Annotated in this window: 11 protein-coding genes and 3 tRNA genes; 3 read left to right on the top strand and 11 right to left on the bottom strand. The window is 61.6% G+C overall.

Going from position 1 to position 14,462, the window contains the following annotated elements; translation table 11 throughout:
* Positions 1-807 (top strand): transglutaminase-like domain-containing protein, encoded by an 807-nt coding sequence (locus AB4Y77_RS00525; protein ID WP_442012664.1) that lies wholly within the window; start codon positions 1-3, stop codon positions 805-807.
* Here the strand turns inward: AB4Y77_RS00525 and AB4Y77_RS00520 are convergent.
* The 7 genes from AB4Y77_RS00520 to bcp all read right to left on the bottom strand — a co-directional run bounded on the left by AB4Y77_RS00520 (position 804) and on the right by bcp (position 9,953).
* Positions 804-1,271 carry a MarR family winged helix-turn-helix transcriptional regulator gene (locus tag AB4Y77_RS00520; protein ID WP_311213450.1) on the bottom strand — a complete coding sequence of 156 codons (468 nt, stop codon included), beginning with the start codon at positions 1,269-1,271 and terminating at the stop codon, positions 804-806. The genes AB4Y77_RS00525 and AB4Y77_RS00520 overlap by 4 nt on opposite strands.
* The gene (locus AB4Y77_RS00515) at positions 1,271-2,395 is read right to left on the bottom strand and encodes an LLM class flavin-dependent oxidoreductase (RefSeq protein ID WP_089595478.1); all 1,125 of its coding nucleotides are present in this window, start codon (positions 2,393-2,395) and stop codon (positions 1,271-1,273) included. Before AB4Y77_RS00515 ends, AB4Y77_RS00520 begins: the two co-directional genes overlap by 1 nt.
* A gap of 150 nt (positions 2,396-2,545) precedes the next feature.
* Complete coding sequence (locus tag AB4Y77_RS00510) at positions 2,546-5,818, bottom strand: efflux RND transporter permease subunit (protein WP_442013040.1); 3,273 nt, start codon at positions 5,816-5,818, stop codon at positions 2,546-2,548.
* Between the two features lie 67 nt (positions 5,819-5,885).
* Entirely contained in the window at positions 5,886-7,391 is a 1,506-nt protein-coding gene (locus AB4Y77_RS00505) for a malate:quinone oxidoreductase (RefSeq protein ID WP_442012663.1), read from the bottom strand.
* Positions 7,392-7,470: 79 nt separating this feature from the next.
* Positions 7,471-9,138, bottom strand: a complete 1,668-nt coding sequence (locus AB4Y77_RS00500) for an ABC transporter substrate-binding protein (RefSeq protein ID WP_311213447.1) — start codon at positions 9,136-9,138, stop codon at positions 7,471-7,473.
* Between the two features lie 203 nt (positions 9,139-9,341).
* Positions 9,342-9,423, bottom strand: a tRNA-Leu gene (locus AB4Y77_RS00495).
* Between the two features lie 56 nt (positions 9,424-9,479).
* Positions 9,480-9,953, bottom strand: a complete 474-nt coding sequence (gene bcp / locus AB4Y77_RS00490; protein ID WP_311213446.1) for a thioredoxin-dependent thiol peroxidase — start codon at positions 9,951-9,953, stop codon at positions 9,480-9,482.
* A gap of 85 nt (positions 9,954-10,038) precedes the next feature.
* Here bcp and AB4Y77_RS00485 point away from each other — a divergent pair, with 85 nt between their 5' ends.
* Positions 10,039-10,506, top strand: coding sequence for a MarR family winged helix-turn-helix transcriptional regulator (locus AB4Y77_RS00485; protein WP_311213445.1), 468 nt, complete (start codon positions 10,039-10,041; stop codon positions 10,504-10,506).
* A 117-nt stretch (positions 10,507-10,623) separates the two neighbouring features.
* Here the strand turns inward: AB4Y77_RS00485 and AB4Y77_RS00480 are convergent.
* The 4 genes from AB4Y77_RS00480 to AB4Y77_RS00465 all read right to left on the bottom strand — a co-directional run bounded on the left by AB4Y77_RS00480 (position 10,624) and on the right by AB4Y77_RS00465 (position 13,267).
* Positions 10,624-10,699: transfer RNA gene (locus AB4Y77_RS00480), tRNA-Lys, on the bottom strand.
* Positions 10,700-10,891: 192 nt separating this feature from the next.
* Positions 10,892-10,967 (bottom strand) — tRNA-Lys (locus tag AB4Y77_RS00475).
* A 117-nt stretch (positions 10,968-11,084) separates the two neighbouring features.
* The gene (locus tag AB4Y77_RS00470; RefSeq protein WP_442012662.1) at positions 11,085-12,263 is read right to left on the bottom strand and encodes a PQQ-dependent sugar dehydrogenase; all 1,179 of its coding nucleotides are present in this window, start codon (positions 12,261-12,263) and stop codon (positions 11,085-11,087) included.
* A 62-nt stretch (positions 12,264-12,325) separates the two neighbouring features.
* Entirely contained in the window at positions 12,326-13,267 is a 942-nt protein-coding gene (locus tag AB4Y77_RS00465) for a sunset domain-containing protein (protein WP_311213443.1), read from the bottom strand.
* 180 nt (positions 13,268-13,447) lie between these two features.
* Between AB4Y77_RS00465 and AB4Y77_RS00460 the strand changes: the two genes are divergently transcribed.
* The gene (locus AB4Y77_RS00460; protein ID WP_442012661.1) at positions 13,448-14,401 is read left to right on the top strand and encodes a LysR family transcriptional regulator; all 954 of its coding nucleotides are present in this window, start codon (positions 13,448-13,450) and stop codon (positions 14,399-14,401) included.
* The last annotated feature ends 61 nt before the right edge of the window (positions 14,402-14,462 follow it).

Genomic DNA, 14,462 nt, shown 5'->3' with positions numbered 1-14,462 from the left:
ATGGAACGCAACGTTGCTGCCACGCTCGTTTTCAAGACCGCAGCCAACACCAAAGTAGCCATGGCAATAGCCGTGGCCCGGAATACCGGCTACGACTCAGTGACGGAGGCCCTGTCCATCACCTCTGCGGGTGACGAGCTTCCCTTTGCCGAACTCAGCGACCACCACGGTGGCCGCTTCCACTACCTTGAGTTCACGGAGCCCAGTGAAGTGACCGTCGAGTACCGGGCCACGGTTCACGGCTTTGGCATCCCAGAAACGTCCACTCCCATGGAATTGATCCGCTACGTCCGGCCCAGCAGGTATGCGGAGTCTGACAGGCTGCTGCCTACCTCCTATGCCGAGTTCGGCTCGTTGCAAGGAGCTGAACTGCTCCAGGCGGTCCGCACCTGGGTCAACGGGGAACTCCGCTACATCAGCGGATCGTCACGGGGAACGGATGGTGCCGTGGACACGTTGCTGCACCGCAAGGGAGTGTGCCGCGATTTCGCCCACCTGGCCATCGCGTTGTTGAGGGCCAAGGACGTACCTGCCCGGCTCGCCGCTGTGTATGCTCCCGGGTTGAGTCCCATGGATTTCCATGCCGTGGCCGAAGCGTACGTTGACGGCGCTTGGTACATCATCGACCCCACAGGCCTGGCACCCCGTGAATCCATGCTGAGGATTACGGCCGGCCGGGATTCCTCGGATACGGCATTTCTCTCCACAGTGGGTGGCAGCCTGACACTGAAGACCCTCAAAGTCAGTGCCTCGGTCAACGGCGAGCTCCCGGTAGAGGATCTCCGGGAGCCCGTCAGCCTTCGTTAGTGTCCCGCCACGGAAGCACGGAGTTTTTCCGTCAGGCGAAGGAGTTCGCGCTGTTCCTCGGAGGTGAGGGCCGGTCCCACCAAGTGGGCGATGTCCCGCACGTGTTCCCGCCCGATCGTTTTTTGAAGCTCGCTGCCTGCTTCGGTGAGTGAGAGCAGCACTCCGCGGCCGTCGTCGGGGGCTGCCGTCCGCTCCACCAAACCGCGCTTCTCAAGACGGTCCACCAAGCGGCTCAGGCTCGACTGGCTCAGCAGCACTTTGTCGTTGATTTCATTGAGCCTGAGCTGCCCGGATGGGCACTTGGAGAGCGTAAAAAGAACGTCGTATTCCTTGACGGGAAGGGTCTTGAACGCTGGCCCTGACTGAAGCTTCCGCATCACCGCCACCTGGGATCGGAACAACGACTCCCAGGTTTCGGCGGCGAGGCGAACGGCGGAGGACGCCGCGCCCGTTGGACCGGACATCAGGCGTCCTGCCCCGCGGCACCGGCAGTTGCGGATTCGCTGACTTTCTCCTCCAACGCTGCGGCAACGCGGGATGCGTGCGTCGGAGCATCCGGCACGTGTGCCGGCTTCATGGCAGCGTATTCCTTGCGCAGGACCGGAAGGACTTCCTCGCCGAAGAGGTCCAACTGCTCCAGGACAGTCTTCAGGGGAAGGCCGGCGTGGTCGATCAGGAACAGCTGGCGCTGGTAGTCTCCGAAGGCCTCGCGGAAGGTCAGGGTCTTTTCAATGACTTCCTGGGGGCTTCCTACGGTCAAGGGCGTCTGGGAAGTGAAATCCTCCAGCGACGGTCCGTGGCCGTAGACCGGGGCATTGTCAAAGTACGGGCGGAATTCCTTGACAGCGTCCTGGGAGTTCTTCCTCATGAAGAATTGCCCGCCGAGGCCCACGATCGCCTGGTCTGCCTTGCCGTGTCCGTAGTGCTCGTACCGCTCGCGGTAGAGGCCGATCAACTGCTGGTAGTGCTCCTTGGGCCAGAAGATGTTGTTGGCAAAGAAGCCATCGCCAAAGTACGCAGCAACTTCTGCGATCTGCGGCGTACGGATGGAACCGTGCCACACGAAGGGAGCGACGCCGTCCAGTGGTCGCGGGGTGGAGGTGAAGTTCTGCAGCGGCGTGCGGAACTTGCCGGACCAATTGACGGTGTCCTCATCCCACAGCTTGCGGAGCAGGCTGTAGTTTTCGATCGCGAGTTCCACGCCGTCCTGGATGTTCTTGCCGAACCAAGGGTAGACCGGCGCCGTATTGCCGCGGCCGAGGACCAGGTCCACGCGTCCATCGGAGAGGTGCTGAAGCATCGCGAAGTCTTCGGCAATCTTCACAGGATCGTTGGTGGTGATGAGCGTGGTGGCAGTGGAGAGCGTGATGCGCTCGGTCTGCGCGGCGATGTAAGCCAGGGTGGTGGTGGGGGAGGAGGAGAAGAACGGCCGGTTGTGGTGCTCGCCCAGGGCGTAGACATCCATGCCGATTTCTTCGACCTTTTTGGCGATGGCAACGGACGCCTTGATGCGTTCGTTTTCCGTGGGCGTGCGGCCCGTGGTGGGGTCAGTGGTGATGTCGCTGACGCTGAATACGCCGATCTGCATGATGTGCCTTTCTCCCTGCCCGTGGTCCCGGGCTCTTTCAACAGTGTACCTCAAACTAGATGCATTTGCATGTATCGATACCTGTAACAGGGCAGGGCCGGGAAATGTTCCCGGCCCTGCCCTATTGGGTGAGTCTGTTGGAGGCGGTTGCTATTCGCCGGGATGATGGGCTGCGCGGCGGCCCTTAACTCTGGGAATCATGCCTGTGGTCCAATCCTGGAACTCGTCCGACGAGCCGTTGGCCGGGCCGTTGGCCGAACTGTTGGCCGCGCTGCCGGACTTACCGCTTTCCGCGCTGCCGGACGGGCCGTTTCCGGTCGGCGTCGGCTTGTCCTGCAGGGCTTTCAGCAGGTCTTTCTTTTCCCTGCGCCCCTCCACAAGCTTGTAAAGGACCGGGACAAGCACCAGCGTCAAAGCCGTGGACGAGACCAGCCCGCCGATCACCACAATAGCCAGGGGCTGCGAAATAAACCCGCCGCCGCCTGTGAGTCCCAATGCCATGGGCGTCAGTGCGAACACCGTGGCTAATGCCGTCATCAGGATGGGGCGGAGGCGCTGGCGCGCACCGTGTGTGATGGCGTCTGCCACGTTCATGCCCGTGCTGCCGTCATGGGGCTTGCGGTATTGGTTGATGAGGTCGATCAGGACAATGGCGTTGGTCACCACGATCCCCACCAACATCAGCATGCCGATCAGCGAAGGCAGGCCCAGCGGAACACCGGTCACCAACAGCAAGCCGACCGCGCCCGTGGCGGCGAAAGGAACTGACACCAGCAGGATCAGCGGTTGGATGAGTGACTTGAACGCGGCCACCATGATCACGTAGACAATCGCGATGGCTGCCAACAATGCCAGGCCCAACTGCCGGAAGGACTCGGCCTGCTGGGTTGTGGCGCCTCCGATGGTGGCAGTGACTCCGGCTGGAAGTTCCACTGAGGCCAGGCGCTCCTGGACCGCGGTGCTCACGCTGCCCAGGTTGGAACCCGACGGCGTCACAGTTACCCGCGCCGTGCGTTGTCCGTTGCTGCTGGTGATGGAAACGGGAGTATCAACCTGCTCGACGGCGGCAATGGACTCCAACGCCACCCCACCACGTGCTGTGGGGAGCTGAAGTGCCCGGACTGAAGCGATGCTGGTGAATCGTGTGCCCTCACCGATCTGCACCGGGTAGTCGTTGGTATCGATCCGGATGGTGCCGGCAGGGATAGGGCTGACAGTGGAGGCCAGGAAAGCCCCTACCTGCTCCTCCGTCAAGCCGGCCGCAACGGCTTTGGCGCGTTCAACGCGGACCTGGACCACTGATTGCTTGGACGCGAGGTTGGTAGCCACCTCGGAACTGCCCGGCACTCCGTCCATGGCCTTGACCATGGCATCGCTGGCAGTTTGGAGGTCGGCGGAGTTAGCCGCCCGGATGGTGATGTCTACCGTGGAGGATGTACCGAAACCGCCTTGCTGGGACCCTACGGTGACCTTCCCCGCGGCACTTTCGAGTTTGGATCGGACCTCATCCTGGAGCTTGGTCTGGTTCACTTTCTCGTCGGTGACTATGGTGAACGTCGAATTGGAGGAGCCGGTGGATGTCAGGGCAGCGAAGCCTGTCTGTGCATTTCCGGAGGTGACCTGCACGTCCTTGATGCCGTTGATGCCCTTCAGGGCATCTTCTATTTTTGCTGCCTCATCGCTGGTGGCCTGCAGGCTGGTCCCGGCGGGCAGGACCTGGCGAACAGTCATGCTGTTTTCCCCCGAGCGGCCCAGCAAGTCGGTGGCCAGAAGCGGTGAAACGGCAACGGTCGCCACGAGCACCAGGGCCGCCGCGGACAACGTGATGACCGGGTGCTTTTGTGTCTTAGCGAGGATCGGAAGGTAACCGCGCTGGAGCCTGCTCTTTTGCTCGGCTTCCCGGGCCTTCTTCGCCGCCTCCTGGGTGGAAGCCACCGCTTCAGCGCCCTTTGCCGGGGACGCGAGGAACCAGTAGGCCAGCACAGGAACGATCGTGAGCGAAACCAACAATGACGACAACAATGCGATGGTCACTGTGAGTGCGAAGGGCCGGAACAGCTCTCCAGCGAGGTCGCCCACAAAGGCGATGGGCAGGAAGACGGCCACGGTGGTCAGTGTGGAGGCCGTGATGGCTCCGGCGACTTCACGGATGGAGGTCAGGATGGCGGTGAGCTTGTGTTCGCCGTAGCTGAGGTGTCGCTTGATGTTCTCGATCACCACGATGGAGTCATCCACCACACGCCCGATCGCAATGGTCAGCGCGCCCAGAGTGAGGATGTTCAGTGAATAGCCTGTGGCGGAGATGCCAATGAAGGTGATCAGAAGGGACAGCGGTATGGAAACAGCGGTCACCAACGTGGACCGCACGGACATCAGGAACACCAGGATGACGGCCACTGCGAAGCCCAGTCCAAGCAGGCCTTCGGTGGTCAGGTCCTTGATGGACTTCTCGATGAACGGGGCTTGATCGAAGACCGGGGTGAAGGTGGCGTTGTTGCCGAGTTCATCCTGCATGGATCCGATCGCGTCGCGCACGGCATGCGAGATCGCCACAGTATCGCCCTCGGGCTTTTTGGTGACGGACAGCGCCAGCGTCGGTTTGCCATTGGTGCGCGTGATGGAGGTAGCGGCATCGTCCTCGACGCTGACGTCGGCCACTGCACCGATGGTGGCAGCATTCTTCGCGCCCGTCAGGGGAAGTCCCTTAATGATGTCCAAGGAATCCACGGGACTGCCGAGCTGGAGGGACAACGTCTTGCCTTGGTCCTCGATGGTGCCCACGGGAACCAAAGTTCCGTTGTTCTTCAATGCATTGCTGATGGCCTGGATGGACGCGCCGCTGCTGGCCAGGTCTGCCGGACGGGGCTGGATCAGGATGTGCTGGTTGGCCCCGCCCGTGACATCGGCGCCGCGGACGCCGTCGATTTTCTGGAGCCGGGGAACGCTCAGCCGCAAGAGGTCGGCATTGAGTTCGCTGAGGGGTTTGTCCGAGGATACGGCCAAGTAGACGATGGGGAAATCGCTGATGTTGCCGGCAATGGATTGGGGCTCGACGTCGGCGGGCAGCACCCGCTTGGCGTTCGAGATGGCCCGGTCGATCTGGTTCCGTGCCCGGTCAAGGTTTGACCCGTACGTGAACACCATGGTGATCTGCGATACACCGTTGCGGGAGGTCGACGTGGTGGACTCGAGCCCCTCAACACTGTTAAGTGCCGTTTCCAGCGGCTGGCTTAATTGCTTGTCCACGACCTCGGGGGAGGCGCCCGGCATGGAGGTCACCACAGTGATCTGCGGGAACTCGATGGAGGGAATGAGTTCCTGCTTCAGGGATCCCATGGTGATCACGCCGAACACCGCCGCAAAGACGGTGATCAGCGCGATCAGAGCCCGGTTTCCCAGAGAAAGCTTGGCCAGGCGGAACATTGCATTGACTCCCAAGGTCTACGTAACGATTCGTCTGACGGGAACCGGCCGCAGCCCCGGGTATGGCCTAGCTTTGGACGGCGTTGGCCGCATCAAGCTGCAGGGACCTGGCGGTGCTTGCTTCCAGTTCGGCAGCGAGCTCAGGGTTCTCATTGAGCTTGACGCCGTAGCCCGGCATCATATCCTTGAGCCTGGACTGCCAGCCCTTGAAGTTCTTGGGGAAGGACTTCTGCAGCAATTCGATCATGATCGGTACAGCGGTCGAAGCGCCCGGCGAGGCACCCAGCAGTGCGCCTACTGAACCATCGCGGGAGGCAATGACCTCGGTGCCGAACTGCAGTACGCCACCCTTCTGAGGGTGCTTCTTGATGATTTGTACACGTTGGCCAGCGGTGATCAGTTCCCAATTGCCGCCGGCGGCCTCAGGGTAGTACTCCCGCAGGGCCTCAACCTTGGCCTCGTGCCGCTTGGCAACCTCTTTGATGAGGTATGCGGTGAGGTCCATGTTGTCCTTGGCCACAGCCAACATGGGAATGATGTTTCCGGGTCGGATGGACAGCGGAAGGTCCAAGTAGCTGGAGGTCTTCAGGAAGTTGGTGGAGAATCCGGCGTACGGGCCGAACAGGAGGGAACGCTTGCCGTCCACGTAGCGGGTATCCAAGTGCGGGACGGACATGGGCGGCGCGCCCACGGATGCCTGGCCGTAAACCTTGGCGCTGTGCTGGGACGTGATGGCGTCGTCGGTGCAGCGGAAGAACTGGCCGGAAACGGGGAAACCGCCATAGCCCTTGCTCTCAGGGATGCCGGAGGCCTGAAGCAGGTGAAGGGCACCGCCGCCGGCTCCCACGAAGACAAACTTCGCGTGGATGCGGCCGTGCTCGCCGGACTTGGGGTGCTTGATGGACAGGTCCCATCCGCCACCGGCTGCGCGGCTGATGTTGGTGACGTCGTGGCCGTAGTTGACCTCGGCACCGCTGTCCTGCAGGTAGGTTGTGAGCTCACGCGTCAGTGCGCCAAAGTCGACGTCGGTGCCTTCAGCTGCGCGGGTAGCGGCAACGCGCTGCTTGCGCTCCCGTCCCTTGACGATCAGGGGGGCCCACTTGGCGATCTGGTCCTGGTCCTCGGTGTATTCCATGCTGCGGAACAGGGTATTGGGCTTGAGTGCCTCGTACCGGGTTTTGAGGAAGTTCGCATGGTCGTCGCCAATGACGAAGCTCATGTGCGGAACTGTGTTGATGAAGCCCTTGGGGGACCCAATGACCTTGGTGTCCACCAGGTGGGACCAGAACTGACGTGAGAGCTGGAACTGCTCGTTGATGTGGAGGGCCTTGGAAGGGTCCACGGAGCCGTCTTTGGCTGCGGGGGAGTAGTTAAGCTCACACAGCGCGGCATGTCCGGTGCCGGCGTTGTTCCACGGTCCGGAGCTCTCAAGCCCCGCTTCGTCGAGTCGTTCGAACAGGGAGATGGTCCAGGTGGGTTCGAGTTGCTTGATGAACGCACCGAGGGTGGCACTCATGATTCCGCCGCCAATAAGGACGACGTCGGCATGTTGAGTCTTGGAAATGAAGGTCACGATCAATCTCCGTTAGCGGCGGCACTGGCTGTCACAGAATATCCCCGCGCAGACCCAATACTGAAATTGCGGGCGATCGTCAAGGCTTTAAGCGGACGTTCGTGAAAACTTCGTTGAGGACCGGTGAAGCCGGGTAGCTTTCCACCTTGTTGGACAACGCCAAGGCGGAGATGGGGAAGGCGATCGGCACCGCCGGCACCGAGGCCGCGATCTCTGCGTTGATCGCCTGGTATTGGGCGTTGCGGTCGTCTCCGTCGGGCATGGCGCGTGCCCGCTCGATCTTGTGGAAGACTTCCGAATCCGCATAGCCGAACTCTGCCCGGGTTTCGCCGAACAGCGGTCCCAGGAAGTTATCGGCGTCGGCGTAGGAGCCGTTCCAGCCCAGAAGGTGCAGTCCGCGATCTCCCGCAGACTGGACCCGTTGCAGGTAGCCACCCTCCCAGTCCACGGGCACTGGCTTGATGTTGAAGCCCACGGCAACCAGCTGGCGGCTGATTTCGGCGTAGATCTTCTCGGGAGTGGGCATATAGGCGCGGGTGGCGTTCAGAGGGTAGTAGAACTTGATTTCCTCACCCTTGTAGCCCGCCTTTTCCAACAATGCCTTGGCCTTCTCAGGGTTGTACCCGAGCGACGGGGCATTGTTGTTGAAGCCACTGAGCTTGGGCGGCACGAACTGTGAGGCCTGTGCCGTGTTGTCGATGAAGAACCGCCGGATCAGTGTTTCCTTGTCGACTGCCATTTCGATCGCTTGGCGGACTTCGAGTTTCTCCAAGGGCGCCACGGCCTGGTTGATCCCGAGGTACATGACGGAGAACGGGTCACGCTGGATAATCTGGACGCCCTTCTTGACCAGTTGGTCAAAAGTTCCGGGGGTCACGAGGTCGTAAGCGTCGATCTTGCCGTCCAGGAGGGCCTGCTGCCGCGTTTCAGCGCGATCGTAGGGGATGAAGTTGATGGTGGCTATCTGGCCCCGGTTGCCCCAGTAGCCCTTGTACGTGGCGAGCGTGAGTTTATTCTCATCCCAGCCGCTGATTTCATACGGGCCCGTCCCCACGGGGTGGCTGGCATAGGCGGATACGGCCTGGCCGTTCAAGGTCTGGTCCAGCACATTCGCTTTTTGCGCCTCAAGGGCGGCGGGCGAGGATATGGCGAAGGCGGGGAGGGTCAGCGCTTGCAGGAAACCGGTGAAGGGCCGCGTCAGGTTGATCTGGACGTCGTTGGCCGAGACCACTTTGCAGTCTTTGAAGATGGAGAACACCGGTTCGTCGGAATAGGCCTTGAACACCCCCTGGAACGAAATCCCCGGGGCTTGCTTCCGGAGTTCGGAAGGGAAGGTGAACCAGCGGTTGAAGTTTGCGCAGACAGCGGCAGCGTCCAGTGGAGTGCCATCGTGGAAGGTTACCTCGGAGCGGAGCGTGAAATCGTAGCTGAGCCCGTTGTTGCTGTCTTTCCACTCCGTGGCCAGCAGGGGAGTGGTCTCCCCTGTGGCGCCATCCACGCCAACAAGGCCTTCGAGGACCTGGCGGGTGACGCGGTAGGACTCGGAATCCGCGGTCATGGCGGGATCGAGTCCCAGCGGCATGGAGGCTGTGCCGAAGTTGAAGGTGGCTGTGGGCTCTACCGGCGCGGTACTGCTGGAGGACGACGTCGGTGCCGGGCCCGGTGTTCCTGTACACGCTGCCAGCCCCAAAACCGCTACGGCAGCTCCGAACTGTACGGTCAGGCGCCGCATTTTGCTGCTTGCCACTCTTGTCCCCTCAAGCCGGTTGGAAGTGCTGTGGCCGGCTTCGGCCAGACCGCATTCCAGTCTAGTTGAACGTCCTGAGTGCACTTCCCAGCACATTTTCAGGAATCCATCCCCGCTGCTTGAGGAAAAAACACCCCCGTGCTGCCAGGATCTGCAACCGGGGGTGTTCCGTGTGGCCTATGGCCACTGTGTGTTTCGTGCTGTGCGCAAGGGGGGACTTGAACCCCCACGCCCGAAGGCACAGGAACCTAAATCCTGCGTGTCTGCCAATTTCACCACTCGCGCTGGCTGATGGCCGGTGCCTCTGGGAGGCTGCCCGCTATCGGCCTCCAGTGTACCCGCTAGTTGTCCAGCTTGAGGTCCCGGCGAAGCTTGGCAACATGCCCGGTTGCGCGGACGTTGTATTGCGCCAAGGACACTTTCCCCTCGGGGTCCACCACAATGGTGGACCGGATCAGTCCCATGTAGGTCTTCCCGTAGTTCTTCTTCTCGCCCCAGGCCGCGTAAGCGTCAGCCACTGCATGGTCCTGGTCCGAGAGCAAGGGGAACGTCAGCTGTTCTTCGGCGGCAAACTTTGCCAGTGCCTTTACGGGATCAGGGGAGATGCCAACAACGTCATAGCCTGCAGCCTGGAGCGACGCCAGGGTGTCGCGGAAGTCACATGCTTCCTTGGTGCACCCCGGGGTCGAAGCTGCTGGGTAGAAATACACGATGGTTGTGCGCCCTTTGAAGTCCGACAAGCTGACGCTTTTGCCGGTTTCGTCGGGAAGAGTGAAGTCCGGGGCAACGTCGCCCGGGATAAGTCGTTCTGCCACAATATGCTCCTAGCTGGGGATCGCGATTTCCCAGTTTAGTGGGCAGAAGCCGCGCTGGCTCCCCGACCGCGCATATACTGTCGGCATGCCAGATATGGAGAGATGGCCCACCACCCGATTGCTTTCGACAGCTGCGCGCCTGGTGGAAATCTCGTGGAACGAAAAATTGAAGTCCATCGGCCTTACCCATGCCGGGGTCATTGCCATGCAAGTGCTTGCCGCCAAAGGTGCAATTACGCAGGCGGCATTGGCCGAAGTTGCACGGGTCAAGGCCCAGACAATGGGTACTACTCTTGCGCGGTTGGAGCTGCACGGGCACATCGCGCGCCAGCGCAGCGACTCTGACCGCAGGAGCCATGTGGTGACCCTGACAGATGCCGGCAGTGCAGCTCTCGCAGAAGCAGTGAAGCTTGAGCAGGACGTCTTGTCGCCCGTTGCCGTTGATACCGCACGGCTGCGCGAGGAACTCAGGATTGTCGTCCGGGGGCTGGCTGGTTTGCCGGCTCCTGAGTCGGAACCCCGGGACGGAGCCACTGACGTCGCGCAAAGCTGACCCACGCCGGGCCAGGCAAACACGCCAGGACAAGCCAACGTGTTCCGTCCCGGAAAGCCAAGGAACGGCAACACAAAAAGGCTCCGGATCGTTTTCACGATCCGGAGCCTTTGTTATTGGTGCACCCCCCGGGACTCGAACCCGGAACCCATTGATTAAGAGTCAATTGCTCTGCCAGTTGAGCTAGAGGTGCATCTGTCGTTTCGGACTGTCCGGGGAATTCGTATTCCTCGTTGAGCTCCGCAACGACAAATAACTCTACACCAGATTTTGCAGGTTCAAAACCAGCAAGTCCCCATAGTGATGCATGCCATGAATAGGTGATTCCAAAGCCCTGCGGAAATGAAAAAAGGCCTTGGAGTGAAATTCACTCCAAGGCCTTCCTTGGTGCACCCCCCGGGACTCGAACCCGGAACCCATTGATTAAGAGTCAATTGCTCTGCCAGTTGAGCTAGAGGTGCAGCTGTTGAATTCGACCAAACCGGAAGCTTTTCTTTCCCGGGCGATCTCCGCAACGACATGTAACTCTACACGAGATCCACCCAACTGCGAAATCGGCCCATCCCAGATCGCTGGCCCTAGGACGCGACCCTCAGAATCAGCGCAAAGTCGGGGTTCCTGTTGTTGCTGACCACCCATAAAGCGCCGTCCGGGGCGCTGGCTACGTCCCTCAGTCGCCCATACTGTCCTGTGAAATAGGCCACAGGTTCTCCGGCTGACTCGCCATCGAGCGGTACTGCCCACAGCCGTTGACCGCGAAGGGCACCTGTGTAAGCCACACGGCCGACGATCTCCAGGCCGCTCGGAGACGCTTCGGATGTTGAAGGCCACACGACCTTTGCATCGATCAGGCCGCTCCTGGCCGGTGCGCCGGTGACTGTGGGCCACCCGTAGTTTCCTCCCGGCGTGATCAGGTTCAACTCATCATCCACGTCCGGGCCGAACTCGCTGGCCCACAACCTTCCCTCGCTGTCCCATGCCAAACCCTGCACGTTGCGGTGCCCGTAGCTGAAGACGGGATTGTCGCCGAAGGGATTTCCGGGTGCGGGCTGTCCCTCGGGGGTGAGGCGCAGGATCTTGCCACCCAAGGCGTTGGTATCCTGCGGCTGGTCCCGGCGTTGCGAGTCTCCCGTGCCCACATAAAGGAAGCCGTCGGGGCCAAAGCGGATTCGCCCACCGTTGTGGGTTGAGGCCTTGGAAATTCCCGAGAAAATTACGTCGGGTTCGCCGAGCGACAACGTCCCCCCGGTATCCTCGCCGAGCTTCATCCTGGCAATACGGTTGTCGCTGGCGGACGTGAAATAGGCATAGAGCCAGCGGTCGTTCTGAAAGGTCGGAGATACTGCGAGGCCCAGGAGGCCGCCTTCGCCTCCAGGGACGACGCCGGCAACCTCACCGACAGTGGTGGACCGGCCATCACTGATGGCTTTGACCTGGGCGGAGTCGCGCTCAGATACCACTGCGGTTCCATCCGGCAGGAACACCACCGACCACGGCAGCTGCAACCCGACGTCGAGCTTTTCAGTGATCTCGGGAGCCTGTCGGGCGCCGGCTGTCTCCTGACCGTCTGGCCCTTGACCGCCTGGCCCCTGGCTGCTGCCGGGGCTGGCAAGTGTGGGAGCCGTGGTGGTGGTGTTCGGCGTTGCCGCGCTCCCCGGTGATGATGGGCTGCCTGTGCAGCCCGACATCACCAGGATTGTCGCGAACGCGGAGGCAAGCATCAGCCGCCTTCGCCGTTCGGGTGAATGCGTGCCCATGCCAGTGTCCGTTACCGAGGTCCGTAGTTACCGGTCAAGTGGTTGCCTGCCCAAGTGGTGGGTCAGTGCCTGTTGCGCCTGGGTGGCCTGAACCCGGCGGCTTCTGCATGCGCGGCCGATTCGAACCACACGTCAGCGGCAACGTCGGCATAGTCCGCAGTGTCTTCGTCGTGGTAAGTCATGGCCGTCGCGTTGGCTTTCACGGGGTAGGCGTCTCCCGCAGTGCTGGAGGAGCCGGTTCCGTAAGGGTGCTCGGCGGCAAGGTGCCCGGAGGTTGTGGGATCCTCCGCCGCAGCAGACTCGGCGCCTGGAAGGGTGGGGGAGTGCGCGTCTGTGTATTCGTGGTGGTGGACAGGCGCACCGGAGGAGTCGGTCCACGACGATTCCCACTCGGCTTTGTCTGCAGCGTGATCTTTGCCTGCGGGCTCCGAATCACCGGCATCCCAGTCGTCAACGTCGCCGGCATCAGCCGAGTGCACCGTGTCGGCCGAGTGCACGGCGTCAGTCGATTGCACTGTGTCGGCCGATTGCAGTGTGGCGTCGATGTCTACTGCCGGCTGGGCAACCACGGGTTCTTCAACCACCGGTTCCTCCACCACTGGAGCAGCAACAACGGGTTCTTCCACTGTGAGGCCGGGGGTGGGAGACGGTACGGCGGCCTCCTGGTCCTTGCGGGCTTTGAGCTCAGCCGGTTCATCAGCGATGGACTCGTCCACTGATTCCGGGGCTGGTTGAAGTGTTGGTTCCCTGGCTGGATCCCGAGGGGATTCCTCGCCGGTGGGGCCACTGCCTTCGGCGGCTGCCTTGCCCAGGTTGGTGACGCCGGCCAGGCCGGCAACGCCCGCTGTTGCTGCGGCCGCATCCGGCAGGGAAGCGGTGTTGGCTGGCTCCATTGCGGCGGGAGCGGGGGTTGAGGAGGAATTTCGTGATTTGTTGCGGTTCATTAGCCACCAAACAATGGCAATGACCAACACAATGACAATGACCCAAATTATCCAGTCCATGTGGATGCCCTTCTGCTCACTGGGGTGCAGTTCGTGGTGTGCCTGACGTTACGTGCCTGCTAATGGGCTGTCCAGCCTTTGACCTGCTGTTCCGCGGAATTTGATCAGTTTGCTGAGGAAAATCGGGGTGCTGCAAAATCATGGGGAATGGAATTCCGCCGGGTCGCCTAGTCTGGCTGAATGGATGTGAAAAGGCTGCAGATTCTGCGCGAGTTGGCAGACCGTCAAAGCGTGGGTGCCACTGCTGAAGCGATGAATGTCACGGCATCGGCGGTGTCGCAGCAACTGAAGACGCTTCAGGCGGAAATAGGCGTTGTCCTGGTGGAAAAAGTCGGCCGGGGTGTGCAGTTGACTGAAGCGGGATATGCCATGGCGGCCGCGGCTGCCGACATCGCCACGGCCATGGCGCGGGCTGAGTCCACCATCGACACCTACAGGAAGGGATGGCAGACCCGTGTGTCTGCGGCTTTCTTCCCCAGCGCGGCAGAAATGCTGCTGCCCGGAGTGCTGCATCGGGTGTCCTCGGTGGAAGGGCTGACTTTCGACGCACATTTCGAGGATCCGGGAACCGCGCACTTCGCGCCATTGGTGGCCGACTACGACATTGTCCTGGCCCACAGCGTGGATGGCCCGGAAGTATTTGCCAAGCAGGGATTGACAATGGTTCCGCTGCTCGAAGAGGCCCTCGACGTCGCCGTGCCCGCGGGACACCCGCTGGCAGCCAAGGCGAGGTTGAGTCCCAGCGATGTTGTTGACTACCCCTGGATCGGTGTGCCGGAGGGGTTTCCCTTTGACACTGTCCTTCGCCAAATTGAGCTCCATGCGGGCCGTCAGGCCAAGCGCGGACAGCGGTATCCGGACCTGCGGGTGCTGGAAGCACTGGTAGGTGCGGGCCATGGGATCTGCCTCCTCCCGCGGTACACCGCCCGGGCCAGTGCCAGGCGGGGCCTGGTGCTTCGGCCACTTACGGGGGTGAAGGCCAGCAGGAGCATAGTGGCACTTTCCCGGCAGGAGGTTGCCGTCCGGGGAACCATCGGGATCGTCCTTGACATGCTCAGGAGCGAGGCTGCGGCAATCGCCAGGGAACTTCAGGACTCCCCTCAGGACAGGGGCACCATGGAACCGCAGGATTGACCTGTCCGGGAACCTCGATTCCTGCGCAATATTTGGTCGATCCGGCTTAACCCGGCATGGA

The organism is Paenarthrobacter sp. YAF11_1 (genome assembly GCF_052113445.1).
In the GTDB taxonomy this organism is placed as follows: Bacteria; Actinomycetota; Actinomycetes; order Actinomycetales; family Micrococcaceae; genus Arthrobacter.
The sequence above is the reverse complement of the archived record's forward strand: the minus strand, read 5'-3'. Positions and strand labels throughout refer to the sequence as shown.